At 53.9% G+C, this 25222-nt stretch carries 24 protein-coding genes; 11 read left to right on the plus strand and 13 right to left on the minus strand.

The window, feature by feature from the left end:
- Positions 1–5 precede the first annotated feature (5 nt).
- Both dadX and DFO56_RS11170 read right to left on the minus strand, forming a co-directional pair.
- On the minus strand, positions 6–1076 hold the full coding sequence (gene dadX / locus DFO56_RS11165; protein WP_045509836.1) for a catabolic alanine racemase DadX: 1071 nt from the start codon (positions 1074–1076) through the stop codon (positions 6–8).
- 18 nt (positions 1077–1094) lie between these two features.
- Positions 1095–2435 carry a D-amino acid dehydrogenase gene (locus DFO56_RS11170; RefSeq protein WP_327062256.1) on the minus strand — a complete coding sequence of 447 codons (1341 nt, stop codon included), beginning with the start codon at positions 2433–2435 and terminating at the stop codon, positions 1095–1097.
- A 277-nt stretch (positions 2436–2712) separates the two neighbouring features.
- On the opposite strand from DFO56_RS11170, the gene DFO56_RS11175 reads away from it, so the two are divergent.
- Positions 2713–4245, plus strand: a complete 1533-nt coding sequence (locus tag DFO56_RS11175) for a SpoVR family protein (RefSeq protein WP_016495637.1) — start codon at positions 2713–2715, stop codon at positions 4243–4245.
- Positions 4246–4278: 33 nt separating this feature from the next.
- On the opposite strand, the gene fadR is transcribed toward DFO56_RS11175, so the two are convergent.
- Positions 4279–4998 carry a fatty acid metabolism transcriptional regulator FadR gene (gene fadR, locus DFO56_RS11180; RefSeq protein ID WP_016495636.1) on the minus strand — a complete coding sequence of 240 codons (720 nt, stop codon included), beginning with the start codon at positions 4996–4998 and terminating at the stop codon, positions 4279–4281.
- Positions 4999–5330: 332 nt separating this feature from the next.
- On the opposite strand from fadR, the gene dsbB reads away from it, so the two are divergent.
- The gene (dsbB, locus tag DFO56_RS11185) at positions 5331–5861 is read left to right on the plus strand and encodes a disulfide bond formation protein DsbB (RefSeq protein ID WP_016495635.1); all 531 of its coding nucleotides are present in this window, start codon (positions 5331–5333) and stop codon (positions 5859–5861) included.
- 366 nt (positions 5862–6227) lie between these two features.
- On the opposite strand, the gene DFO56_RS11195 is transcribed toward dsbB, so the two are convergent.
- From DFO56_RS11195 to DFO56_RS11205, 3 genes are all read right to left on the minus strand, one after another.
- Positions 6228–6674, minus strand: coding sequence for a YcgN family cysteine cluster protein (locus DFO56_RS11195; RefSeq protein WP_020454068.1), 447 nt, complete (start codon positions 6672–6674; stop codon positions 6228–6230).
- A gap of 92 nt (positions 6675–6766) precedes the next feature.
- Positions 6767–7426, minus strand: a complete 660-nt coding sequence (locus DFO56_RS11200; RefSeq protein ID WP_045509843.1) for a fumarylacetoacetate hydrolase family protein — start codon at positions 7424–7426, stop codon at positions 6767–6769.
- 146 nt (positions 7427–7572) lie between these two features.
- Entirely contained in the window at positions 7573–7848 is a 276-nt protein-coding gene (locus DFO56_RS11205) for a YcgL domain-containing protein (RefSeq protein ID WP_045509846.1), read from the minus strand.
- A 122-nt stretch (positions 7849–7970) separates the two neighbouring features.
- Between DFO56_RS11205 and minC the strand changes: the two genes are divergently transcribed.
- From minC to minE, 3 genes are read left to right on the plus strand one after another with little or no spacing between them, the layout of a single operon-like run.
- Positions 7971–8663, plus strand: coding sequence for a septum site-determining protein MinC (minC, locus tag DFO56_RS11210; RefSeq protein ID WP_020454071.1), 693 nt, complete (start codon positions 7971–7973; stop codon positions 8661–8663).
- Positions 8664–8685: 22 nt separating this feature from the next.
- Entirely contained in the window at positions 8686–9498 is an 813-nt protein-coding gene (minD, locus tag DFO56_RS11215) for a septum site-determining protein MinD (protein ID WP_017456991.1), read from the plus strand.
- Positions 9499–9501: 3 nt separating this feature from the next.
- Positions 9502–9768 (plus strand): cell division topological specificity factor MinE, encoded by a 267-nt coding sequence (gene minE / locus DFO56_RS11220; protein WP_017456990.1) that lies wholly within the window; start codon positions 9502–9504, stop codon positions 9766–9768.
- An 89-nt stretch (positions 9769–9857) separates the two neighbouring features.
- On the opposite strand, the gene rnd is transcribed toward minE, so the two are convergent.
- The 5 genes from rnd to DFO56_RS11245 all read right to left on the minus strand — a co-directional run bounded on the left by rnd (position 9858) and on the right by DFO56_RS11245 (position 16241).
- Positions 9858–10985: a ribonuclease D gene (gene rnd, locus DFO56_RS11225; RefSeq protein ID WP_114413865.1), complete on the minus strand. Its 1128-nt coding sequence runs from the start codon at positions 10983–10985 to the stop codon at positions 9858–9860.
- Between the two features lie 69 nt (positions 10986–11054).
- Positions 11055–12740, minus strand: coding sequence for a long-chain-fatty-acid--CoA ligase FadD (gene fadD, locus DFO56_RS11230; RefSeq protein WP_020454073.1), 1686 nt, complete (start codon positions 12738–12740; stop codon positions 11055–11057).
- 206 nt (positions 12741–12946) lie between these two features.
- Positions 12947–13540: a Slp family lipoprotein gene (locus tag DFO56_RS11235; protein ID WP_045509863.1), complete on the minus strand. Its 594-nt coding sequence runs from the start codon at positions 13538–13540 to the stop codon at positions 12947–12949.
- Positions 13541–13576: 36 nt separating this feature from the next.
- Complete coding sequence (gene tsaB / locus DFO56_RS11240) at positions 13577–14272, minus strand: tRNA (adenosine(37)-N6)-threonylcarbamoyltransferase complex dimerization subunit type 1 TsaB (protein WP_045509866.1); 696 nt, start codon at positions 14270–14272, stop codon at positions 13577–13579.
- Positions 14273–14330: 58 nt separating this feature from the next.
- On the minus strand, positions 14331–16241 hold the full coding sequence (locus DFO56_RS11245; protein ID WP_045509869.1) for an ATP-dependent DNA helicase: 1911 nt from the start codon (positions 16239–16241) through the stop codon (positions 14331–14333).
- A 113-nt stretch (positions 16242–16354) separates the two neighbouring features.
- Between DFO56_RS11245 and DFO56_RS11250 the strand changes: the two genes are divergently transcribed.
- Entirely contained in the window at positions 16355–16699 is a 345-nt protein-coding gene (locus tag DFO56_RS11250; RefSeq protein WP_020454077.1) for a RidA family protein, read from the plus strand.
- On the opposite strand, the gene DFO56_RS11255 is transcribed toward DFO56_RS11250, so the two are convergent.
- Entirely contained in the window at positions 16700–16882 is a 183-nt protein-coding gene (locus DFO56_RS11255) for a YoaH family protein (RefSeq protein WP_017456983.1), read from the minus strand.
- Between the two features lie 84 nt (positions 16883–16966).
- On the opposite strand from DFO56_RS11255, the gene pabB reads away from it, so the two are divergent.
- The 4 genes from pabB (at position 16967) to DFO56_RS11275 (ending at position 22197) form a co-directional block, all read left to right on the plus strand.
- Positions 16967–18319: an aminodeoxychorismate synthase component 1 gene (pabB, locus tag DFO56_RS11260; protein WP_045509873.1), complete on the plus strand. Its 1353-nt coding sequence runs from the start codon at positions 16967–16969 to the stop codon at positions 18317–18319.
- Between the two features lie 3 nt (positions 18320–18322).
- Positions 18323–18901: a CoA pyrophosphatase gene (locus DFO56_RS11265; protein ID WP_020454079.1), complete on the plus strand. Its 579-nt coding sequence runs from the start codon at positions 18323–18325 to the stop codon at positions 18899–18901.
- Between the two features lie 174 nt (positions 18902–19075).
- A complete protein-coding gene (sdaA, locus tag DFO56_RS11270; protein WP_044489386.1) occupies positions 19076–20440 on the plus strand; it encodes an L-serine ammonia-lyase in 1365 nt (454 codons plus the stop codon).
- 158 nt (positions 20441–20598) lie between these two features.
- Positions 20599–22197, plus strand: a complete 1599-nt coding sequence (locus tag DFO56_RS11275; RefSeq protein ID WP_045509876.1) for an EAL domain-containing protein — start codon at positions 20599–20601, stop codon at positions 22195–22197.
- A gap of 3 nt (positions 22198–22200) precedes the next feature.
- On the opposite strand, the gene yoaE is transcribed toward DFO56_RS11275, so the two are convergent.
- On the minus strand, positions 22201–23760 hold the full coding sequence (gene yoaE, locus DFO56_RS11280; RefSeq protein WP_045509879.1) for a CNNM family cation transport protein YoaE: 1560 nt from the start codon (positions 23758–23760) through the stop codon (positions 22201–22203).
- A 457-nt stretch (positions 23761–24217) separates the two neighbouring features.
- On the opposite strand from yoaE, the gene manX reads away from it, so the two are divergent.
- A complete protein-coding gene (gene manX, locus DFO56_RS11285) occupies positions 24218–25180 on the plus strand; it encodes a PTS mannose transporter subunit IIAB (RefSeq protein ID WP_020454083.1) in 963 nt (320 codons plus the stop codon).
- The last annotated feature ends 42 nt before the right edge of the window (positions 25181–25222 follow it).

Raw genomic sequence — 25222 nt, forward strand, 5'->3', positions numbered from 1 at the left:
TTAAGTTACACCGTCACAACAGGCACGCGCGGCGCCAGGGCGCACATCAATTCGTACCCTACTGTTCCGGCCGCCGCCGCCACTTCATCGATTTTTATCTCGTTACCCCATAGCTCAACCGGCGTACCAATCCCGGCCTGCGGGCACGGGGTTAAATCCACCGTCAGCATATCCATTGAGATCGCGCCAACAATGCCGGTACGAATGCCATCCACCAGCACTGGCGTGCCGGAAGGCGCGATGCGCGGATAGCCGTCGGCATACCCGCAGGCGACAACACCGATACGCTGCTCGCTCTGCGCGCGGTAACGACAACCGTAGCCCACCGTTTCACCGGCTTTCAGCGTCTGCACGGCAATGATCTCACTGCTCAGCGTCATTACCGGGCGGATCCCGCTGTTGGCGACATCCTGCCACGCGCCCGATGGCGAAGCGCCATACAGCACCACGCCGGGGCGCACCCAGTCATAGTGCGTTTCCGGATGCCACAACGTGGCGGCGGAGTTAGCCAGTGAGCGCGGCGCGTTAATGCCTTCCGCCGCCTGCTCAATACGCGCCAGCGGCGCGGCGATACCGTCTGCCCGCTCCGCTTCAGCAAAATGGGACATCAGCGTCACGGTTGCCACATTGGTTAAGGCATTGAGTTGCTGGTACACGGTGTGCACGCGTTCAGGCATAAAGCCGAGACGATTCATCCCGCTGTTGATCTTCAGATAAACGTCGAGCGGCGCTTGCAGACGCGCGTCCTGCAAGGCTTTGATCTGCCAGTTGCTGTGCAGGCTGGTCGTCAGGCGATATTTATCAAACAGCGGCAGTTCGTCGGCATGGAAAAACCCTTCCAGCATCAGAATCGGCCCTTTCCAGCCGCGTTCGCGTAGCAAAATGGCTTCTTCAAGATTGAGCATCGCGAAGCCATCTGTGCTGTTGAGCGCGCGCCAGATGCGATCCAGACCGTGACCATAGGCGTTCGCCTTTACAACCGACCAGACTTTTGCGGCAGGTGCCGCGCGGCGCATAACCTGTAAATTATTGCTCAGCGCCGTTAAATCAAGCGTGGCGAGAACCGGACGAGACATTCCTATTCCTTCTTCGAATCAGTTATGAGCACCGTGTAAATGGTGCGCGCGCACAGGGGTAAAGCCAGGCGAATAACGCGCCACGCTTAAATCATCAGCAGCAATCGCAGGAGTACTGCCGGACATCAGGTCGCTTAACAGCTGGCCGGAACCGCAAGCCATCGTCCAGCCAAGGGTACCGTGCCCGGTGTTCAGCCACAGGTTTTTATACGGCGTGCGTCCGACAACGGGCGTACCGTCTGGTGTCATGGGGCGCAGGCCGGTCCAGAAAGTTGCTTGCTCGACAAATCCGCCACGCGGGAAGAGATCGCGCACCACCATCTCCAGCGTTTCGCGGCGTGGTTTCAGCAGTTCCGTATTAAAGCCAACGATTTCCGCCATGCCGCCGACGCGAATACGCTGATCAAAGCGGGTAATGGCAATTTTGTAGGTTTCATCCAGGATCGTTGAAACCGGTGCGCCGTCTTCTTCGGCAATCGGGATCGTTAATGAATAACCTTTCAGCGGGTATACCGGGATATCGACGATGTTTTTCAGTAAGCCGGTAGACCACGAGCCAAATGCCATCACGTACGCGTCGGCTTTGACCACCTCTTCTCCGCACTTCACACCGTAGATGTTTTCGCCTTCGTACAGCAGGCGATCCACCGGGGTGTTAAAACGAAACTCCACGCCCGCCTGCGCCGCCATTTGCGCCAGTTGCTGGGTGAAAAGCTGACAGTCGCCGGTTTCATCATTTGGCAGACGCAAACCGCCGGTCAGTTTGTGTGCAACTTCCGCCAGCGCGGGTTCGACTTCCGCCAGCCGCGCAGACTCCAGCAGCTGATAAGGCACGCCGGCATCCTGTAATACGGCAATATCACGCGTGGCGTTTTCGTACTGCTCGGCGGTGCGAAACAGCTGCAATGTACCGCCTTGCCGCCCTTCATACTGAATACCGGTAGTTTCGCGCAGCAGTTTCAGGCAATCACGGCTGTATTCCGCCAGACGCACCATGCGGCCTTTATTTTCCATATAGTGGCGCGTGTCGCAGTTGCGCAGCATCTGCCACATCCATTTCAGTTGCGATGAGGTGCCGTCGAGGCTGATTGCGAGCGGCGCATGGCGCTGGAACATCCATTTAATGGCTTTTAACGGCACACCTGGCGCCGCCCAGGGCGCAGCGTAGCCTGGTGAGATCTGCCCGGCGTTACCGGCGCTGGTTTCCTGCGCGGGACCCGGCTGGCGATCAATCACCGTGACGTCATGCCCGGCCTGGCGTAAATACCAGGCGCTGGTGACACCCACCACGCCACTTCCTAACACAACAACTCGCATATCCCTCTCCTGTGAGTAAAGCACGATCATCTGATTACAAATTGATAACCCAGATGAAAATATTATTCAACATATGGCTTTTTTATGGTGAGCTTCCTCACAGCTTCGCCGTATGACAAGGGTTTCTGTTATTTAGCATCTCCTGCTGCGCGACTTTTCGCCGCAGCATAATATTTCGAAACACTTGCTATTTACGCCGTTGATATGATGAAAAATCGCGAAGAAAAATTTATGGCTTAGGTACAGATTTAATTGCGTGTTCTATGCTTGAAATGAGACGCTCCATACAGAGAGTGTCGTTAACAACGAGGGCGCGCTAATGGCTACGATTGACTCAATGAATAAGGATTCTATTCGTCTGAGCGATGGACCCGACTGGACTTTCGAACTGCTGGATGATTACCTGGCGGAGATTGACCGGGTGGCGAAACTTTATCGGCTGGATACCTATCCGCACCAAATCGAAGTGATCACCTCAGAGCAGATGATGGACGCTTACTCCAGCGTCGGCATGCCGATCAATTACCCTCACTGGTCGTTCGGGAAGAAATTTATCGAAACCGAGCGGCTTTATAAGCATGGGCAACAAGGGCTGGCCTACGAGATAGTCATCAACTCTAACCCCTGCATCGCTTATCTGATGGAAGAGAACACCATTACCATGCAGGCGCTGGTGATGGCGCACGCCTGCTATGGACATAACTCTTTCTTTAAAAACAATTATTTATTCAAAAGCTGGACCGATGCCAGCTCAATCGTCGACTACCTGATTTTCGCGCGTAAATACATCACCGATTGCGAAGAACGCTACGGTGTGGACGAAGTGGAAAAGTTACTCGACTCGTGCCACGCGCTGATGAACTACGGCGTCGATCGCTACAAACGTCCGCAGAAAATCTCGTTGCAGGAGGAGAAAGCACGGCAGAAAAGCCGTGAAGAGTATCTGCAAAGCCAGGTGAATATGCTGTGGCGTACGCTGCCCAAACGCGAAGAAGAAATAACCATCGCGCAGGCGCGTCGCTACCCGGCGGAGCCGCAGGAAAACTTGCTCTACTTTATGGAAAAAAATGCGCCGTTACTGGAGTCGTGGCAACGCGAGATCCTGCGCATCGTGCGTAAAGTGAGCCAGTACTTCTATCCGCAAAAACAGACGCAGGTGATGAACGAAGGATGGGCGACGTTCTGGCACTACACCATCCTTAACCACCTGTATGACGAGGGCAAAGTGACCGACCGCTTTATGCTGGAATTTTTGCACAGCCACACCAACGTGGTGTTCCAGCCGCCCTATAACAGCCCGTGGTACAGCGGCATTAACCCGTATGCGCTGGGCTTTGCGATGTTCCAGGATATTAAGCGTATTTGCCAGTCGCCAACGGATGAAGACCGTTACTGGTTCCCGGATATTGCCGGTTCGGACTGGCTGGAAACGCTGCATTTCGCGATGCGCGATTTCAAAGATGAGAGTTTTATCAGCCAGTTTATGTCGCCGAAGATCATGCGTGATTTCCGCTTCTTTACCGTGCTGGATGATGACCGTAACAATTATCTTGAGATTGCCGCTATCCATAATGAAGAGGGTTACCGGGAGATCCGCTCGAAACTCTCCTCGCAATACAATCTCAGCAACCTTGAGCCAAACATCCAGGTGTGGAATGTGGATCTGCGCGGCGACCGTTCACTGACGCTGCGCTATATTCCGCACAACCGTGCGCCGCTGGATAAGGGGCGCCGCGAAGTGCTGAAACATGTGCATCGTTTATGGGGTTTTGATGTGTTGCTGGAACAGCAAAACGAAGATGGCAGTGTGGAGTTACTGGAGCGTTGTCCGCCGCGCGCCAACAGCCTGTAATGAAAAACCCCTCTGCTGAGGGGTTTTCTTTGCTTATCGGCTTTGTAAGGCTAAATCACCCGGCATCGTTTTCTGCATCCGATGCCAGATCTCACCACTATCATGACCATAGCGGCGCACAACTTCGTAGACTTTGTCATGCTGCGCCTGTTCGCACACTTGCGCCAGCTGGTGGTAGAAACCGAGCGCCAGGCTGCGGGCTTCCGGGCTTGAGAAATAGTGGCGACCAATTCGCGTATACAACCCTTTCATGCCGTTAAGGATCAAACCATAAATTGGGTTACCGGACGCAAATGCCAGACCGCGGAAAATGTTGTAATCGAGGTCAGCGAAGGCATCAGCATGATCTTCAACTTCACGCGCGCTGGCCAGTACTTTCAGCGCGTCTTCCGGATGCTGACGAAACGCGGTGCGAATAAAAATCGTGGAAATGTTGGTACGCACTGAAAGCAGATTATCGATCAGTTGCGGAACACTCTCGTGATCCAGACGCGCCAGCGTTTCCAGAATATTCAGCCCGGAGGTTTCCCAGAAGTTGTTCACTTTCGTCGGCTTGCCGTGCTGAATTGTCAGCCAGCCATCACGGGCGAGGCGCTGTAAAACTTCACGCAATGTGGTACGAGTGACGCCAATCAGTTCAGAGAGTTCGCGTTCAGCCGGAAGAATCGACCCCGGAGGGAAGCGACTATTCCAGATACTTTCAATGATGTACTCTTCCGCGAAACCCGCCGGGCTCTGCGCCTTAATGACCATAGAGAGATTTCCATTACACAGCTAAGCAAAGGACATTCATCATACCAGACCGCACCCGGTGCAGGTAGCGTACCTCATGAAGAAAAAAGGGGATCGGGGATCCATTTTGGCGATTTAACAACACTTATCCGTAAAAGTAACAGGGCTTTGATGCGCAATATTTACCCCGCAGCACGGAGGATATTTTGTTGCGTAAATGGCAGCACTTTGTTGCCAGGTTTGACTTTTCGCATGATAAACATTCGATTACGCATTATTTTCTTGCCCGCTAGTGGCCTGCGCAATGATTTCGTTTACACTGCTTTGTCTACGCATCTCCCAGGGAAATGATTATGTTGCGATATTTAAACGGGTGCTCACGCGGGCGCGGCGCCTGGCTTTTGATGGCGCTAACAGCGTTTGCGCTGGAAATGGTCGCATTGTGGTTCCAGCATGTCATGCTGCTTAAACCTTGCGTCCTGTGCATTTATGAACGCAGTGCGCTCTTTGGCGTAATGGGCGCGGGTATTGTCGGAGCCATTGCGCCGAAAACACCATTACGTTATGTCGCTCTGGCTATCTGGATCTACAGCGCGTGGCGTGGCATCCAGCTGGCCTGGGAACATACCATGATCCAGTTACATCCTTCGCCGTTTATGACCTGCGATTTTGCCGCTCGTTTTCCGGGCTGGCTGCCGCTGGATAAATGGCTGCCGCAGGTGTTTGTTGCTTCTGGTGACTGTGCCGAGCGCCAGTGGTCATTCCTGACGCTGGAAATGCCACAATGGTTGCTGGGCATTTTTGTCGCCTATCTGGTTGTTGCACTGCTGGTGCTGATTGCCCAGCCGTTCAAACCAAAAAAACGCGACCTGTTTGGTCGCTAACAGAACGCTCCTTCGGGAGCGTTTTTTTGACTGATTCAGGATCAAGGCAACATCCGCAAAGATGAATACTGGCAGGGAAAAGGACGATTCGGGTGGCTGGAGTTATCGCACTTATTGACTTCGCTTCAGGTACGCTCTTTTTTACGCAAAAGATAAGGCTGTTCGCCATTGTCTCTTCTTTTATTCTCTATATTGCTCTGCTTATCGCGGCCGCCAGTACGCTTCTTAGCGGGCTGTTGCTGGCCTCTTTGCTCATCACGTTCGTCATCTTACTGACCCTGAAGCGCCCGCGTGACAAGAAGGCGGTTCTTCACTTTTCCCTGCCCTGCTGGCTCCTGACTGTACCGGTTATGCATGACGTTTTTGTTAGTCAGCCCATTCCGGTTTATTTAGAATATGCTCCTGCCAGTCGCGGACTTCTGACTCTTTCACCGCAATGTGGCGCACCGAAATACGCTCGGCATGCATGGCGGCTTTCGAGCCTGTACGCAACGGGTGCCACAGCGGCAACGCCTTTCCTTCCGCCAGCAGGCGATAAGCGCAGCTTGGCGGCAGCCATTCGAAAGTGGGGAGATTTTCACGGGTCAGCTTGATGCAGTCCGGCTCATACTCGAAGCGGCGTTCGTAGTTGCGGCACTGGCAGGTTTTTATGTTTAGCTGGCGACAGGCAACGTTGGTGAAATAGATTTCGTCAGTGTCTTCATCCATTAACTTATGCAGGCAGCACTGCCCGCAGCCATCGCACAGCGACTCCCACTCCGCGTCCGTCATTTGCTCAAGGGTTTTGCTTTGCCAGAAAGGAGTGTCGCTCATGATGAAATCCGCCGTTGAAATCCAGGGTGCACCTTATAACCAGTCTGGCATGCGGATGCAAGTTTTGCCGCCAGGAAAGGCGGCAAACTGCTTTAAAGGACGCGAGTCGTCAACGAAAGCCCGTCGAAACTCACTTCCAGCTCATCACCACTGTTCAATGGCCCTACCCCTTCTGGCGTGCCGGTCAGAATGACATCGCCGGCTTTTAAGGTAAAGAAGCGGCTCATATAGGCAATCAGCGGAATAATTTTATGGATCATATCCGCCGTGGTGCCTTGCTGGCGCACTTCGCCGTTGATTTTCAGCCCAAGCGTGGTGTTTTGCGGATCGCTCTGGAATTCCGCCGCCGGGATAAAACCTGAAATGGGGCAGGAATTATCAAACCCTTTCGCTTTTTCCCATGGTTGCCCGGCTTTTTTCATTTTGCCTTGCAGATCGCGCAGCGTCAGATCGAGCGCGACACCATAACCGGCAATCGCTTTTTTCACATGCTCTTCCGTCGCCTGACGCAGCGTTGCACCAATCAGCACCGCCAGCTCAACTTCATGGTGAACCGACCCAAAATCCTGCGGCAACGCCAGCGGCTGGCGAAGATCGCACAACGCCGTTTCGGGCTTAATAAACAGTACCGGCTCTTCCGGGGTAGCGCTCCCCATCTCTTTAATATGTTTCGCATAGTTGCTGCCAACGCAAACCACTTTACTCACCGGGAAATCCAGCAGAGCGCCCTGCCAGTTATGATGTTGATACATGGTGTACGACCTCCGGTAACACATTGAACATGAGCGAAAAATGACTATCCGCGCCACCCGGCGGTTTGTCAAATGCCAATATGTTACGGCGATACAATAGCCATAATTAAGAAACGGCGGAGCGATCCGCCGTTATTGTCGTAGGATTATTCTTTACCCTGAGCGGCGAGATGCTGCTTCAATAAATTTTCCTGCGGCGGAGGAAGTTGCAAATAATAGCCCTGCGAAATTAACGCCTCTTTTACTTTTTCTAAATCTGCGCCGACTAATTTTTTACGGCCATCGAGCGGCAGAATCATTGCCAACTGAGGCTGACCGAAACTTTGCATTAATGCTTCCGGCACGCGGGAAAAATCGTCTCTTTTTTCGACGTACAGATAAGTCTGATCGCGTCGGGCACTTCGGTAGATCACACAAAACATACTTTTACTCGGAATTATCGGGAGGTTACTTGCCTGAAAATAATAGTGACTATAACATGCCTGATAGTCTTCGGAATATCACTCAAGATGCGGGTGATAATAGCAAAATGAGTAAGGTCAGGATGTCAAATACGCCCATCGAGCTAAAAGGCAGTAGTTTTACCTTATCAGTGGTTCACTTGCATGATGCAAAACCCGAGGTTATTCGTCAGGCGTTAGAAGACAAAATCGCTCAGGCTCCCGCTTTTTTGCTGCACGCTCCTATTGTTGTCAATGTTTCCGCGCTGGAAGGCGCTGTTAACTGGCCCGCGCTGTTGCAGGCTATTACCACGACAGATTTACATGTGGTTGGCATTAGCGGTTGCAAAGATCCAGAACTGAAGGCTGAAGTTGAACGCGCCGGTCTTCCGCTGCTGACGGAAGGAAAAGAGAAAGCAGCGCGTAACGAGCGCGCACCGGAACCGACGCCGGTTGCGGCGCCGATCACAAAAACACGCTTAATTGACGCGCCGGTGCGTTCCGGCCAGCGCATTTATGCGCCAAATTGTGATTTGATTGTGACCAGCCACGTCAGCGCGGGTGCAGAGCTTATCGCCGATGGCAATATTCATGTCTATGGCATGATGCGCGGCCGGGCGCTGGCAGGCGCCAGTGGCGATAAAGACGCCCAAATATTCTGTTCTCATCTCACGCCGGAGCTGGTCTCCATTGCGGGGGAATACTGGCTGAGCGATCAGATCCCGGCCGAATTTTATGGCAAAGCGGCGCGTTTGCAGTTGGCCAACGACGCTTTGACAATTCAACCCTTAAATTAAGCCCTTTTAACAAGGAACTCCTATGGCACGCATTATTGTTGTTACTTCGGGTAAAGGGGGCGTTGGCAAGACCACCTCCAGCGCGGCCATCGCTACTGGTTTAGCCCAGAAGGGCAAAAAGACCGTCGTTATCGACTTCGATATCGGCCTGCGTAACCTCGACCTGATTATGGGCTGTGAGCGCCGCGTGGTTTATGATTTCGTTAACGTTATTCAGGGCGATGCCACACTCAATCAGGCGTTAATCAAAGATAAACGCACTGAAAACCTCTACATTCTCCCGGCATCGCAAACGCGTGATAAAGACGCTCTGACTCGCGAAGGCGTCGATAAAGTGCTGGAAGACCTGAAGAAAATGGACTTCGATTTTATCGTCTGCGACTCCCCGGCAGGCATTGAGACAGGCGCATTGATGGCGCTCTACTTCGCTGATGAAGCGATTATTACCACCAACCCGGAAGTCTCTTCCGTGCGCGACTCTGACCGAATTCTCGGTATTCTGGCGTCGAAATCCCGCCGCGCGGAAAATGGCGAAGAGCCGATTAAAGAGCACCTGCTGCTCACCCGTTATAACCCGGGTCGCGTAAACCGTGGTGACATGCTCAGTATGGAAGATGTACTGGAAATCCTGCGTATCAAACTGATTGGCGTGATCCCGGAAGATCAGTCGGTGTTACGTGCGTCGAACCAGGGTGAGCCGGTTATTTTGGATACCAATGCTGACGCCGGCAAAGCTTATGCCGATGCCGTGGAACGTCTGCTGGGAGAAGATCGTCCTTTCCGCTTCATTGAAGAAGAGAAGAAAGGTTTCCTCAAACGCCTGTTCGGAGGATAAGTTATGGCATTACTCGACTTTTTTCTCTCCAGAAAAAAGAACACCGCTAGCATTGCGAAAGAGCGTCTGCAGATAATTGTTGCTGAACGCCGCCGCAGCGATGCTGAACCGCATTATTTACCGCAGTTGAAGCGGGACATTCTGGAAGTGATCTGCAAATACGTGCAAATCGATCCGGAAATGGTGTCGGTGCAACTGGAGCAAAAAGGGGATGATATTTCCATTCTGGAACTGAACGTCACCCTACCGGAAACCGAAGAGACAAAATAGATTTCCCAGGTACCGGGATAAAAAAAGGCAGAATATTTTCTGCCTTTTTTATTTTATTTCCGCAAATAAGCTGTATTTATTTACAGTATTTAACGCGGGTATTCCGCAAGTAATATTTTCAGCTGATCGGCCATCAATTCCCCACGCCAGCCGCTAATTAATTCCGGCAACGAATTTTGCGGTTTCAATTTCCAGTGCCAGTTGAGTAATTGATTAATCTGCCGGCGTGATGCCAGCAGCTCAGCGCTAATACCCTGACTCTCGCTGATGGTCTGCACCAGCGCTTTGATAGCTTTGAACGCTTTACGATAACCCGGCATATCCATCAGATTAAGCAGCGGCTCTGGCAGCGCCTCTTCCGGCAATGCCTGCGCCTGCGCAACCAGCGCCAGCAGCGTTTTGCCATGGAAGCGGATTTCGCTCCCGGAAAGACCAATACTGTCCAGTTCGCCCATACTGCCAGGCATATAACGCGCCACGGCCCACAGGTTCTCTTCACGCACCACAAAGTTAACGGCTAAATCGCGCTCACGCGCTTTGCGCAGCCGCCAGTCGGCAAGTAAGCGCAGACAGGCAAGCTGGCGCGTACGTAATTGCCATGCGTTGGTAATCTCGCGCCACGCCTCTTCCGGGGCTAACACTTCCTGGCGGCGTTGCATCATCAGGCGGCACTCATCCAGCGCGGCATCGAGTCTTCCCGCTTGATCGGTTTCCGCCAGCAATTTACCGGCGATAGGCAGCAGGTACCACACATCGGCGGCGGCGTAATCGCACTGGCGTTCGGTCAGCGGACGCGCCAGCCAGTCAGTACGGGATTCGCTCTTATCAATCACCAGCCCGGTAAACTCTTCCACCATCGCTGCAAAGCCCCACGACAGCGGGCGGCCGCAGAACGCGGCGAGGATCTGCGTGTCAATCATCGGCTGTGGCTGTACGCCAAACGCATTGAGGAACACTTCCAGATCTTCACTTCCCGCATGCAAATATTTGGTCACGGCGGTGTTGATGAGCAAATCGCGAAACGGCGTCCAGTCGGTGATGGTCAGCGGATCAATCAGCGCCACATGTTCACCGTCATACAACTGGATCAACCCCAGTTGCGGATAATAGGTGCGGGTGCGGACAAACTCGGTGTCCAGGGCAATCGCTGGAAATGCGCGGGCGGCTTCACATACTGCTGCCAGCGCATCGTTCGTCGTTATCATCTGGTAATTCACGTCATTTTCTCTTTAGTTGCGCCCATAAAAAACGCCGGCTTAACCGGCGTTAGGGGACTCACGCATAGCTCAGGCTTTATTGTCCACTTTGCCACGCGCTTCGTCACGCAATTCTCGCCTTAAAATCTTACCGACATTCGATTTTGGCAGTTCATTGCGAAATTCAACCAGCTTCGGCACTTTATATCCGGTCAGTTGACGGCGACAGAAAGCGATCAACGCCTCTTCGCTCAGCGAGGCGTCCTTTTTCACCACGAAAATCTTCACCGCTTCGCCGCTGTTTTCCGACGGTACGCCGACAGCCGCCACTTCCTGCACGCCGGCATGTTGCATCACCACATCCTCGATTTCATTCGGATAGACATTAAAACCGGAAACCAGAATCATATCTTTTTTGCGATCGACGATGCGCAGGAAGCCTTCGTCATCCATCACCGCAATATCGCCAGTGTGCAGCCAGCCGTCACGCAGGATCTCATCCGTGGCGTCCGGGCGCTGCCAGTATCCCAGCATCACCTGCGGCCCTTTCACGCACAACTCGCCCGGTTCGCCAGGTGAGACTTCATTGTTGTCGTCATCGACCAGTTTGGCTTCCGTTGAGGGAACCGGCAGGCCAATGCTGCCGCTGTGGTAGTCAATATCATGCGGGTTCACACTGACCAGCGGCGCACATTCGGTCAGACCGTAACCTTCCAGCAGATACTGCCCGGTTAATTTCACCCACCGATCGGCAACCGCCTGCTGAACAGGCATCCCGCCACCGGCGGACAGGTGCAGCGAGGAGAAGTCCAGCTTGCGGAAATCGTCGTTATTGAGCAAGGCATTGAACAGCGTATTCACGCCGGTCATGGCCGTAAACGGATATTTGCCAAGCTCCTTCACCAGCCCCGGAATATCGCGCGGGTTGGTGATCAATAAGTTTTGCCCGCCGAGCTCAATAAACAGCAGGCAGTTCATGGTCAGGGCGAAAATGTGGTACAGCGGCAGCGCAGTGACCACCAGCTCTTTCCCGCGATGCAGCAACGGCCCGTAAGTCGCGTTCACCTGTTCAAGGTTTGCCAGCATATTGCGGTGCGTCAGCATTGCCCCTTTTGCCACGCCGGTTGTGCCGCCAGTGTATTGCAGAAAGGCGAGATCGTCGGCGACCACTTCCGGTTTGATGTACTGCATGCGGTAACCGGTCTGCAGCGCCCGACGGAAGGAGATGGCGTCCGGCAGATGATACTTGGGCACCAGCCGTTTCACGTATTTCACCACGAAGTTCACCAGCGTCCCTTTTGCCGGGGAAAGCTGGTCGCCCATGCGCGTCAAAATGACATGCCGCACCTGCGTTTTATCAACGATCTTTTCCAGCGTATGGGCGAAATTCGACACAATAACAATCGCGGCAGCCCCGCTGTCATTAAGCTGGTGTTCCAGTTCACGCGGCGTATAAAGCGGGTTGACGTTCACCACGATCATCCCGGCGCGCAAGATACCAAACAGCGCCACCGGGTATTGCAACAGGTTCGGCATCATCAACGCGACGCGATCGCCTTTTTGCAGCCCCAGCCCCTGCTGTAAGTAAGCCGCAAACGCCCGGCTGCGCTCTTCAAGTTTACGGAACGTCATGACCTCGCCCATGTTGATAAACGCAGGCTGGTCGGCGTAACGCGCCGTGGAGTGTTCAAATAATTCAACCAGGGATTGATAACGGTCAGGATTGATCTCCGCCGGAACATCGGCGGGATACCGGTTTAGCCAAACCTTCTTCAATGCATCACCTCTAAAATGAGTATTCTTGGTCATCACAACCCCAGTTAATAAACAAGTCGTTAACATAATATTAACTCAGCGTACCAGTTTATTAATTAAGCGGATTGAAGGTTGCGAAGCGCGTCACTAAATATTTTTCTTATACAAAGCCCAATATAAAAAACAGCGGCTTAGCCGCTGTTTCGTTTTCCTGATAAAACAAGAAATTACTCTGTTACGACCGTCTCAACTCGTGCAGGTTCAGGGGGGAACCAGCCCCATCCACCGTACCCGCCGTGCCACGCACGCGGATGCGGCCCCGGCCCCCAGTACCACGGGTCGATTGGCTGCGGCGGTAACATCACCTGCTGGGTTAACCGCCAGCGTTTGTAACCATTTGCCTGCATCACCATAAATTTATACGGCGCGTTGCCAATTTTGCCGTCTGCCGTGCCGGTTATCGGGCCAACCACGGTGACCAGCTGATTGCGGAAATCGACCGGATCGAGAAAACCGTTCACATCAGCAAAAATTCGCCCAACGGATGGCTCGCCCAGAACCGGACGCGCGCCGCTGTCGAGCGGTACGGCAGCGATCTCAAGCCGGGTTTTGCCCTGCTGATTCTGAATATCCACCACTTTGCCACCGAAACGGGCTTCCTGGCCGACATACAGCGACGGCGCACTCATCACGCGCACTAAATCATCCTGCGGCGTGGGACTGGTTCCTTTAATCGCGTCAGGCACAGAAACACAACCGCTTAATACCGCAATTGCCAGCCCTGCCAGCAACCTGCGCACAACCTTTTTTTGACCCGCCATGATGCGACTCCTTACCCCAGTGGATACTACTGAGATTCATTCCCGGCCAGGAAGTTTCTTCCATGCCACTTCGTTACGCAAATAAACCGGCTCGGCATGCTCGACGGCGACGGTTTTCTGCGCAGCCAACAGTTGACGAGAGATGGGCAGCATATCTTCCGCGGCGGGCAATAAGATCTCACCATCACGCAGGGTTGCCGTACTGTTGTTGCCCATCTCAGGCCATGCGGGCCAGCCAGTGCCGACCATCGCCCACTCGCCATCCAGCTGCTGCAAACGTTCAGTGACGGCTTGCGGTTTTAATACCGCTTCCGTCTCTTCGCCGTGCCAGACGCCATTTTCATCGCGCTGATATTCTGCCCAATAGACTTCGCCCATGCGTGCGTCAATCGCCGCCAGCACGCGGGACGAGCCCGTTTTGCGCCACGCGCCCTGCGCCATCGTCGCCAGCGTTGAAACGCCAATCATCGGCAGGTCAGCGCCGAGCGCCAGCCCCTGCGCAATGCCAATGCCGATGCGCACGCCGGTAAAACTTCCCGGACCACGACCAAACGCCAGTGCGTCCAGTTGCGTCAGGTTAAGTTCAGCGTCGCCAAGCACATCCCTGACCAGTGGCAGGATGCGTTGCGTGTGTTCGCGTGGGCAAAGTTCGAAGTGAGCGAAGGTGGTTCCATCGTTCCATAAGGCGACAGAACAAGCCTCTGTGGCAGTATCAATAGCCAGAATGCGCATGGGTATAGCGGTCCATGAAAAACAAAATGGCGCGCATCTTAACACAGTCCACAGAAAATTACTGCGCCGGGGGAGAGGCGAGGAATTCAACCGCGCGGCGAATATCACGGGTTCGCGGCGCAGGCGGCAAACTGGCGAGAAACACCGCGCCATAGGGGCGCATCACCAGACGGTTATCGCAAATGACCAGCACGCCGCGATCGTCAATATCACGTATCAGGCGCCCGACGCCTTGTTTCAGGGTAATAACCGCGTCCGGCAGTTGAACTTCATCAAACGGATCGCCTCCACGAAGACGGCAATCTTCCATCCGCGCTTTTAACAACGGATCTTCCGGAGACGTAAACGGCAGCTTATCAATAATGACCAGCGATAACGTGTCACCACGCACGTCCACCCCTTCCCAGAAACTGCTGGTTGCCACCAGTAACGCGTTACCGGCATTCACAAATTGCTGCAACAGTTGCCCTTTGCTGGTTTCTCCCTGCAGCAAGACCGGCAGGCTCATGGTGGCGCGAAATTGCTCGGCGAGGTCACGCATCATGGCGTGCGAGGTGCACAGCATAAAGCAGCGGCCATTGTTGGCTTCGATCATCGGTCTGAGCATCGCTGCCAGCTGGCGTGCAGCGCCTGGCTGATTGGTCTGCGGAAGATTGCGCGGTACGCACAGCAATGCCTGGCGCTCATAATCAAAGGGGCTGGGCAGCAACAGCGATTGCGCCCCTTCAATGCCAAGCCGCGCGGTAAAGTGGTGCAGATCGTCATTCACGGAAAGCGTTGCAGAGGTGAAAATCCAGCTGCCCTTTTTCTGCGCCATTACCTCGGTAAACTTATCCGCTACGGTCAGCGGCGTTAACGCCAGCGTGAAGTTACGTGAAGTACATTCATACCAGTAGCTGTAACCTGGCTGGTTGATCTCTTTGAGCCGTTTCAGCCTGGCACGATATGTCGTCGCGCGTTCGAACGCGGCATCCAGCAGTGCGGAGCGGCCCAGCGACAGCTTCGCCACGTCGTAACAGAGTTCCAGCGCATCATCGAGCAGCAACAGCGCACGTTGAATATGCGCATCTGCCAGTAGCTCGCGCAGGTTACCGCGATAACCCGGCTCACCTAACTGCAAGCGAAAATCCTGCGTGCTCTGCGCCAGACGATCGGCGCACTTCTGTAACTGCGCGGTATCTTTCAGTTCGGTGCGGTAGGCAATGGTGAAATCTTTAGCGAGATCAAGAAGCTGGCGGCTGGAGAGTGACTGACCAAAATACTGGCTGGCAATATCAGGAAGCTGATGCGCTTCGTCAAAGATCATCACTTCGGCTTCCGGGATCAGCTCCCCGAAGCCGCTCTCTTTCACCACCATATCGGCAAGAAACAGGTGATGGTTGACCACCACCACGTCGGCATCCATCGCTTTTTTGCGCGCTTTGACCACGAAACAGTCTTTATACATCGGGCAATCGCTACCCAGACAGTTATCGTTGGTACTGGTCACCAGCGGCCACGCCTGCGAATCCTCCGCCACACTGACGCAGGTACTGATGTCACCATCGGTGGTTTGATTCGACCAGGAGCGCAGCAAAATCACATCGCTTAACGTTTGTACCGGCAGATCGCCACCGGCCAGCGCTTGCTGCTCCAGACGTTCAATACAGAGGTAGTTGGAGCGCCCTTTCAGCAGCGCCGTGCGCCCGGTGAACTCAAGCGCCTTGGCGACGGTAGGTAAATCGCGGCTGTAAAGCTGATCCTGCAAGGCTTTCGAACCGGTGGAGATGATCACTTTTTTCCCGGCGCGCAGCGCAGGCGCGAGGTAGGCGTAGGTTTTACCGGTACCGGTGCCCGCTTCCACCACCAGCGGCTGCGTATTCTCAATCGCCTGTGTGACGGCTTGCGCCATCTGGCGCTGCGGTTCACGCGGTTTGAATCCCGCAATGGCTTTGGCTAACTGGCCGTCTGTTGCAAAATCGTCCGTCACACTACCCCCTGGTTAAATCGCCAGTGATTATGTCAGGGTGAGCGGATTTACGCCAGCCAGGTTTTTATGGCACTCTTGCCCACGAATTCATGGCCAATAAGAAGGAAAAGACAATGACAATTGTGCGTATTGATGCGGCAGACCGCTGGTCTGATGTGGTTATCCACAATCAGACGCTTTACTACACTGGCGTGCCGGAAAACCTCGATGCCGATGCGTTTGAACAGACGGCCAACACGCTGGCGCAAATTGATGCGGTTCTGCTCAAGCAAGGCAGCGATAAAACGCGCATTCTTGATGCCACCATTTTTCTGGCCGATGGCGACGACTTCGCCGCCATGAATAGAGCGTGGGATGCCTGGGTTGTTGCGGGCCATGCACCGGTGCGTTGCACCGTGCAGGCAAAACTGATGAACCCGCGTTATAAAGTGGAAATCAAAATCATCGCCGCGGTGTAATTACTCGTCATCGTCATCTTCAAAGCGCGCCACGATCCGTTCGCCGGTATGGCTGGCGCGTAACTCTTCAGCAACCTGCGCAATCGCCTGCCCGCTGCTCATGCCACCGGACATTAATTCCTGGATACGCTCTACCGCTTTTTGCTGCTGCTCGTGGCTGAGGGAAGGTAAACCTGCAAACATTGTCAACTCCTGCTAAATTGTTGGCGCTAATTATTCCATGCGTCGGCCCGCTTCACCAGCGCAGACGCACATGAGTCAGGATCAATGAAGACGTTATCCCCCGCCGTTATTTCGCTGCCGTGGCGCCAGGACGCCGCCGAACACTACTTTGCGCCACTCAGCCACCAGCCCTGGGCCATGCTGTTGCATTCTGGCCATGCTGAACATCCGCATAATCGTTTTGATATTGTGGTTGCCGATCCGCTGGAGACACTAACGACACATGGCGAGGCCACTACCCTTAATGGTAGCGAGATATCGCAGGAAGATCCGCTACACCTGCTGCAACAACGTCTGGATGCTTACCCGTTTCGATGCGAACCTCATGCCGATCAGCCGTTTCAGGGCGGTGCACTGGGGCTGTTTGGCTATGATTTAGGCCGTCGTTTCGAAAAGCTGCCCGCGATTGCCGAACAGGACATTCGCATCGCGGATATGGCGGTCGGAATTTATGACTGGGCGCTGATTGTCGATCATCAGTTGCAGCGTGTGACATTGCTCAGCCATAGCGATGTTAACGCCAGGCTGGCATGGTTACAGGCGCAAAGTGAACCGCAGCGCCAACCGTTTCGGCTGACTTCCGCCTGGCAGGCCAATATGACGCGTGGCGAATATGGCGAAAAATTCCGCCAGGTTCAGGCATGGTTACACAGCGGCGACTGCTACCAGGTCAATCTGGCGCAACGTTTTGCTGCCGACTATTGCGGGGATGAGTGGCTGGCGTTTAGCCAACTCAATCGCGAAAACCGCGCGCCGTTCAGCGCTTTTCTACGCCTTGAACACGGCGTGATCCTGAGCCTGTCGCCGGAGCGTTTTATTCGCCTTGAACGCGACAATATCGAAACACGGCCGATTAAAGGCACGTTGCCAAGGCTTGCCGACCCGCAGGCCGATGCGCAGCAGGCACAGAAACTCGCCGCCTCACCGAAAGATCAGGCCGAAAACCTGATGATTGTTGATTTGATGCGCAACGATATCGGTCGCGTGGCGACACCGGGGTCGGTGCGCGTGCCGGAACTGTTCGTGGTCGAACCTTTTCCTGCCGTGCACCATCTGGTCAGCACTGTAACGGCGAAATTGCCCGCCGGACGCCATGCCAGCGATCTGCTGCGCGCGGCGTTTCCGGGCGGCTCGATCACCGGCGCACCGAAAGTGCGGGCGATGGAAATTATCGATGAGCTTGAACCGCAGCGGCGTAACGCCTGGTGCGGTTCGATTGGTTATCTCAGTTTCTGCGGGAACATGGATACCAGCATCACCATTCGCACGCTCAGCGCCTGTGCGGGGAAAATTTACTGTTCCGCAGGCGGCGGTATTGTGGCCGACAGCCAGGAAGAGGCGGAGTATCAGGAAACTTTTGATAAAGTTAACCGTATCCTGCGGCAACTGGAGAGATGATTCGTGGAGCAACCGGCTTTAACTCTGGATGATTTTTTATCGCGCTTTCAGCTTTTACGCCCGCAACTCAACCCGGCGGTGGCAAATACACGTCAGGCGGCGGTACTGGTGCCGGTAGTGCGCCGTGAGCAGCCCGGCTTATTACTGACGCAACGCTCGCCTCTGCTTCGCAAGCATGCCGGTCAGGTAGCGTTCCCCGGGGGCGCGGTTGACAGCACGGATGCGTCGCTAATCGCTGCGGCACTGCGCGAAGCGCAGGAAGAGGTCGCCATTCCGCCTGAGGCCGTCGAGGTGATTGGCGTTTTGCCGCCGGTTGATAGCGTGACCGGTTTTCAGGTTACGCCGGTGGTCGGCATTATCCCGCCGGATTTGCCCTATCACGCCAGTGAAGATGAAGTGGCGGCGGTGTTTGAAATGCCGCTCGCCGAAGCGCTGCGTCTTGGCCGCTATCATCCGCTGGATATCCACCGCCACGGCAATGCGCATCGGGTGTGGTTATCCTGGTATCAGCATTATTTTGTCTGGGGCATGACGGCAGGAATTATTCGCTCGCTGGCGCTGCAGATTGGGCGCAGACCTTGACTATACTTTACATATAGCACTTTTGTGACAGCGTACGCGCTATTAGTAAAATCAGGGTTAGCCATTAGTTTAATTCATGTGAATAGTTAAGCTGATGATGCCCTTCCCTCTTACACTATGCGCAGTTATTACATCGTTACTGGAACCGCCGGTAACCCTGTCAGGAGCGTTAATGTGATTAGTCTATTCGACATGTTTAAGGTGGGGATTGGTCCCTCATCTTCCCACACTGTAGGCCCGATGAAGGCCGGTAAGCAGTTCGTCGATGATCTGGTCGAAAAAGGATTGCTGGATGACGTCACCCGCGTGGTAGTGGATGTGTACGGCTCGCTCTCCCTTACCGGGAAAGGCCACCATACCGATATCGCGATCATTATGGGACTGGCGGGTAACGAGCCGGCCACAGTCGATATCGATGCAATTCCGGGTTTTATCCGTGATGTGGAAAATCGCGGTCGTCTGTTGCTGGCGCAGGGGCGTCATGAAGTCGATTTCCCGAAAGATGACGGGATGCGTTTTCACAGCGATAACCTGTCGTTGCATGAGAATGGCATGCGTATCACCGCGCTGAATGGCGAAAGCGTCATTTACAGCAAAACCTATTATTCCATCGGCGGGGGCTTTATCGTCGATGAAGAGCATTTTGGTAAAGAGACCACCAGCTCGGTCGATGTCCCTTATCCGTTCAATTCCGCTACCCAGATGCTGGAGTATTGCAAAGAAACCGGCTTGTCGCTTTCTGGCATGGTTATGCAGAACGAACTGGCATTGCACTCGAAAAAAGAGATTGAAGAGTACTTCGGTAATGTCTGGTCCACCATGCGCGCCTGTATCGATCGCGGCATGAATACGGAAGGCGTATTACCGGGGCCGCTGCGCGTTCCGCGCCGTGCTTCCGCACTGCGCCGCATGTTGGTTGCCAGCGATAAGCTCTCCAGCGATCCAATGAACGTTATCGACTGGGTGAACATGTTTGCGCTGGCGGTTAACGAAGAAAACGCCGCCGGTGGCCGCGTGGTAACCGCACCAACTAACGGTGCCTGCGGTATCGTTCCGGCGGTGCTGGCCTATTACGACCACTTTATCGAATCCGTCAGCCCGGATATTTATATCCGCTATTTTCTCGCCGCTGGCGCTATCGGCGCTTTGTATAAAATGAACGCTTCCATTTCTGGTGCCGAAGTTGGCTGCCAGGGCGAGGTGGGCGTTGCCTGTTCGATGGCTGCGGCGGGTCTGGCAGAACTGCTGGGCGCCAGCCCGGAGCAGGTCTGCGTGGCGGCGGAAATTGGCATGGAACACAACCTTGGCCTGACCTGCGACCCGGTGGCCGGGCAAGTCCAGGTGCCGTGCATTGAGCGTAACGCTATTGCTTCAGTGAAAGCGATTAACGCCTCACGCATGGCAATGCGCCGAACCAGCGCGCCGCGCGTTTCGCTCGATAAAGTGATCGAAACGATGTATGAGACCGGTAAAGATATGAACGCCAAATACCGTGAAACATCGCGTGGCGGGCTGGCCATCAAAGTACAGTGTGATTAATTCTTGCTTATCAACGCCGTTCAGCCGAACGGCGTTTTTTCATGTTTACTGCAGTAAAGTGAGCTTTCACCGATTTATCGTCGCTCCGGTAATTCCCCACTACACTTTGAGTGTTCTGGCATGGAAATCAGGCCAGGGATTTTACAGGCGGCAGCGGCATGCAGACGGCTCAACGGATCATTAAAAGTTACCGACGACGGCGCGCCATTGTTTGCGTGCTGGTTGGCGCTGTCGCACTATTTTTAACCCTCACGTTTCGCTTTATTTCGGAGCGTAATTTAAATCATCAGCGTATTTACGCCTTTACCAACCACGCGGTTAAAACCCTTGAGCGATTGATGCTGCCGCTGGAGGCGGGTCGCAGTGTGCTGGTGCCGCTGGTTGGCATTCCCTGTAGCGATATTCACCTGCAGCTTCGCAAGCTGGCAGCAAGCCTGCAAACCGTGCGCTCTATTGGCCTGATTCAGAACGGAACGCTCTACTGTTCGAGTATCTTTGGCCAGCGCGATGTTGCCATTCACCAGCTTCAGCCCTCGCTGCCTTCACGTTCGCAAAAGCTGGTGCTCACCACCGATCAGTCACTGCTAAAAGATCGCCCTATCTTGATCATGTGGTATCCCACCAGTGAGGACGGACAAAGTGGCGTGATGGAGGCGGTAAATATTGAGCTGCTGAGTAATTTAATGCTGGAGCCGCAAGCGCCATTGATTACCAGCGTCAGCCTCAGCGTCGGCGGCAAACATCTGGTTGAGGGCAAAGGTGTGCTGGATAACTTGCCGCCGCTGGAAAACGAAAAGCGCTACCAGCGTACTTCTGCCCATTTTCCTTTTACCATTAGCGTAACCGGGCCGGGTTCTACGCGACTGGCGCTGTGGCATTTGCCTTCGCAGTTACCGCTGGCGCTGATGATGAGTTTATTGACCGGTTTTATTGCCTGGTTTGCCACCGCCAGCCGGATGAGTTTTTCCCGCGAGATAAACCTCGGGCTTGCCGGGCATGAGTTTGAGCTGTTTTGCCAGCCATTACTCAATGCACACAATATGCAGTGTGCGGGCGTCGAAATTTTGTTGCGCTGGCACAATCCGCGTCAGGGCTGGATCCCGCCGGAGATATTTATCCCGATTGCCGAAGAGCAGCATCTGATTGCCCCACTGACACGTTATGTGCTGGCTGAAACCCAGCGTCAACTGGCGCTCTTTCCTGATGATCCTCACTTTCATATCGGCATCAACGCCGCACCAAGCCATTTGCGCCACGGTGAGTTGTTAAAAGATCTCGTCCAGCTCTGGTTTAACAAAAATCCTGCCCAGCAGTTAACCATTGAACTCACGGAGCGCGATGCGTTGCTGGATGTCGAATCACGCATGCTGCGCGAGCTTCATCGCCATGGCGCGAAGATTGCCATTGATGATTTCGGTACGGGTAATAGTTCGCTTTCGTGGCTGGAGAAATTACACCCGGACATCCTGAAAATTGATAAGTCTTATACCGCGGCTATTGGTACGGATGCGGTGAACTCGACGGTGACCGATATGATTATCGCGCTCGGCCAACGGCTGAATATTGAGCTGGTCGCGGAAGGAGTGGAGACAACGCAACAAGCGCTGTATTTACGTCAACAGGGTGTACATATGTTGCAGGGTTTTCTTTTTGCAGCACCGATGCCGGTGAAGGATTTTCCGGCCTGGCTGGCGGGGAATATCTCCCCGCCGCCGGAACGGCATAACGGCCATGTCGCGCCGTTAATGCCGGGGTAAAGATTACTCTTCTTCGTCGTGAGCAGGTTGCTCTTTAACAATACGGACCAGATCAACACGGTAATCGTTGGCTTCCATCACGGTGATATGCAACGGTGCCATTTCGAAGGTTTCGCCCACTGGCGGGATTTGCCCTCGCGCGGCAATCACCAGACCCGCCACGGTGGCAATGTCTTCATCTTCATCGATGAAGTTGTCCAGGCCCAGCGTGTGTTGCAGCGCATGCAAGTCTGTGGTGCCTTTCACCAGCCAGCCGTCACCATCGGCAACGATTTCTGGCGTTTCATCCGCGTCCGGGAATTCACCGGCGATAGCTTCCAGCACGTCCAGCGGCGTAACCAGGCCTTGCACGACCCCAAACTCATTGGTGACGATAACAAAACTCCCGCGTGCCCGGCGCAATACGGCCAGCAGCTTAATCGGATCCAGCGTCTCCGGCACCACAATCGCCGGTGTTGCCGAAGCGATCGCCGCAACATCCACGCCCTCTTCCAGCGCCACCAGTATCTCTTTCGCGCGCACAATGCCAATGACTTCATCCAGCTCACCACGGCAAACCGGGAACAAGCTGTGCGGCGAGGACAGCAGTTGCTGGCGGATCTGTTCAACACCGAGGTTGGCATCCACCCAACTGATATCACCGCGCGGCGTCATAATGCTGCGAAGCGAGCGTGAGGCCAGCGTTAATACGCCGTTAATCATATAACGCTCTTCTTCCGCAAACGCCCCTTCCGGCACCGGTACAGAAGCCTGGCTATCAGCTTCAATTTGCGGGTTCGACTGACGGCGACCGCCCATTAAACGCAGAATGGCATCAGCCGTACGGGCGCGCAGCGGCAGATGCGACTGATGGCGAATAAAGTTGCGGCGCGCAATCTGGTTAAAGAACTCAATGATGATGGAGAAACCAATCGCCGCGTACAGGTAACCTTTTGGAATATGGAAGCCAAAACCTTCAGCCACCAGGCTCAAACCAATCATCAGCAGGAAGCTCAGACAGAGCACGACCACCGTGGGATGTTGGTTCACAAAACGCGTCAGCGGTTTTGACGCCAGTAACATCATTGCCATCGCAATAACGACAGCCGCCATCATTACCGGCAGGTGATTGACCATGCCTACTGCGGTGATGACCGCATCGAGTGAGAAGACGGCGTCAAGAATAACGATCTGCACGACCACTACCCAGAAACTGGCGTAGCCTTTGCCATGCCCGCTGTCATGCTCGCGGTTTTCCAGCCGTTCGTGCAGCTCCGTCGTCGCCTTAAATAACAGGAACACACCGCCGAATAACATAATCAGATCGCGCCCGGAGAAGGTGAAATCCCAGACGGAAAAAAGCGGTTGTGTCAGCGTGACCATCCACGAGATCAGCGATAACAGCCCCAGTCGCATCACCAACGCGAGCGACAGACCAATGAGACGCGCTTTATCACGCTGTTTCGGCGGCAGTTTGTCGGCAAGGATGGCAATAAACACCAGGTTGTCGATACCGAGAACAATTTCCAGAACAACCAGCGTCAATAATCCCGCCCAAATCGAGGGATCCATTAAGAATTCCATGACAGGCTCCTGAGAAGAGATGCGTTATTCAGTGTGCACAAACGCACAAATGTGACATTGAACGTCGATGGGAAATGGCGGAAAACGCCGGGCTGCGTGGCACGAGAAGGCCAAAAAATGAACTGACGTCGGTGACGATCCATACGGTGGGCTGCTGCCCTATACTCCTGACTCATTAAACGGAGGATAAACATATCAGAGAGACTTTGGCATTTGCAAAGATTTACCGGAATTTGCAATTTGTGTGGATATTTTGCGCTTCGAAATTTCACGAAGAGGAAACCTAAATTACGGATCTTCATCACATAAATTATTTTTTCGCTATCTAAAATAATTCCCGAAAGTCATAGGTGTTCTCTTTAACCCTTATCTGAATCGATTCGGTTTACCGTTACCGGGACAGATTCACAATACATCAATTAATGGTGTGTTAACGACAAGAAGAAGGAGGTAGCAAGTGACCATTGCTATTGTTATAGGCACACATGGTTGGGCTGCGGAACAGTTGCTCAAAACCGCCGAGATGCTGCTGGGCGAGCAGGAGAACGTCGGTTGGATTGATTTTGTTCCCGGTGAAAATGCGGAAACGTTGATCGAAAAGTACAACGCACAGCTGGCGAAGCTGGATACCGGCAAAGGTGTGCTGTTTCTCGTTGATACATGGGGCGGCAGTCCGTTTAACGCTGCCAGCCGTATTGTCGTCGATAAAGAGCATTATGAAGTTATTGCTGGCGTCAATATTCCGATGCTGGTGGAAACACTGATGGCCCGGGATGACAACCCAACCTTTGACGAACTGGTGGCGCTGGCGGTGGAGACCGGACGCGAAGGCGTGAAAGCGCTGAAAGCACAACCGGTGGCAAAACCCACACCGGCTCCTGTGGCACCGAAAGCGGCAGCACCGGCCAAACCTATGGGGCCTAATGATTATATGGTTATCGGCCTTGCCCGTATCGATGACCGTCTGATCCATGGCCAGGTTGCTACCCGCTGGACAAAAGAGACTAACGTTACGCGTATTATCGTCGTGAGCGACGAAGTGGCAGCAGATAATGTCCGTAAAACCCTGCTGACTCAGGTTGCGCCTCCAGGTGTGACGGCGCATGTCGTTGATGTCGCCAAAATGGTGCGTGTGTACAACAACCCTAAATACGCGGGCGAGCGCGTGATGCTGTTGTTCACCAATCCGACTGACGTGCTGCGCGTCGTTGAAGAAGGGGTAAAAATCACCTCCGTCAACATTGGCGGTATGGCTTATCGTCAGGGTAAAACCCAGGTGAATAACGCAGTTTCGGTGGACGAGAAAGATATTGCCGCCTTCAGGAAATTGAACGAACGCAATATTGAGCTGGAAGTCCGCAAAGTTTCAAACGATCCGAAACTGAAAATGATGGATTTAATCAGCAAAGTGGCGAAATAACCGCGGCGGCCTGATTGACTCAGTTTTCACACTTACGTCTGA

Source organism: Kosakonia sp. AG348 (assembly GCF_003337365.1).
In the GTDB taxonomy this organism is placed as follows: domain Bacteria; phylum Pseudomonadota; class Gammaproteobacteria; order Enterobacterales; family Enterobacteriaceae; genus Kosakonia.

Coding starts and splice junctions, on each gene's coding strand:
- dadX (WP_045509836.1), bottom strand. CDS start 1,076: ATGTCTCGTCCGGTTCTCGCCACGCTTGATTTAACGGCGCTGAGCAAT.
- DFO56_RS11175 (WP_016495637.1), top strand. CDS start 2,713: ATGGCTACGATTGACTCAATGAATAAGGATTCTATTCGTCTGAGCGAT.
- fadR (WP_016495636.1), bottom strand. CDS start 4,998: ATGGTCATTAAGGCGCAGAGCCCGGCGGGTTTCGCGGAAGAGTACATC.
- dsbB (WP_016495635.1), top strand. CDS start 5,331: ATGTTGCGATATTTAAACGGGTGCTCACGCGGGCGCGGCGCCTGGCTT.
- DFO56_RS11195 (WP_020454068.1), bottom strand. CDS start 6,674: ATGAGCGACACTCCTTTCTGGCAAAGCAAAACCCTTGAGCAAATGACG.
- DFO56_RS11200 (WP_045509843.1), bottom strand. CDS start 7,426: ATGTATCAACATCATAACTGGCAGGGCGCTCTGCTGGATTTCCCGGTG.
- DFO56_RS11205 (WP_045509846.1), bottom strand. CDS start 7,848: ATGTTTTGTGTGATCTACCGAAGTGCCCGACGCGATCAGACTTATCTG.
- minC (WP_020454071.1), top strand. CDS start 7,971: ATGTCAAATACGCCCATCGAGCTAAAAGGCAGTAGTTTTACCTTATCA.
- minD (WP_017456991.1), top strand. CDS start 8,686: ATGGCACGCATTATTGTTGTTACTTCGGGTAAAGGGGGCGTTGGCAAG.
- minE (WP_017456990.1), top strand. CDS start 9,502: ATGGCATTACTCGACTTTTTTCTCTCCAGAAAAAAGAACACCGCTAGC.
- DFO56_RS11235 (WP_045509863.1), bottom strand. CDS start 13,540: ATGGCGGGTCAAAAAAAGGTTGTGCGCAGGTTGCTGGCAGGGCTGGCA.
- tsaB (WP_045509866.1), bottom strand. CDS start 14,272: ATGCGCATTCTGGCTATTGATACTGCCACAGAGGCTTGTTCTGTCGCC.
- DFO56_RS11250 (WP_020454077.1), top strand. CDS start 16,355: ATGACAATTGTGCGTATTGATGCGGCAGACCGCTGGTCTGATGTGGTT.
- DFO56_RS11255 (WP_017456983.1), bottom strand. CDS start 16,882: ATGTTTGCAGGTTTACCTTCCCTCAGCCACGAGCAGCAGCAAAAAGCG.
- pabB (WP_045509873.1), top strand. CDS start 16,967: ATGAAGACGTTATCCCCCGCCGTTATTTCGCTGCCGTGGCGCCAGGAC.
- DFO56_RS11275 (WP_045509876.1), top strand. CDS start 20,599: ATGCAGACGGCTCAACGGATCATTAAAAGTTACCGACGACGGCGCGCC.
- yoaE (WP_045509879.1), bottom strand. CDS start 23,760: ATGGAATTCTTAATGGATCCCTCGATTTGGGCGGGATTATTGACGCTG.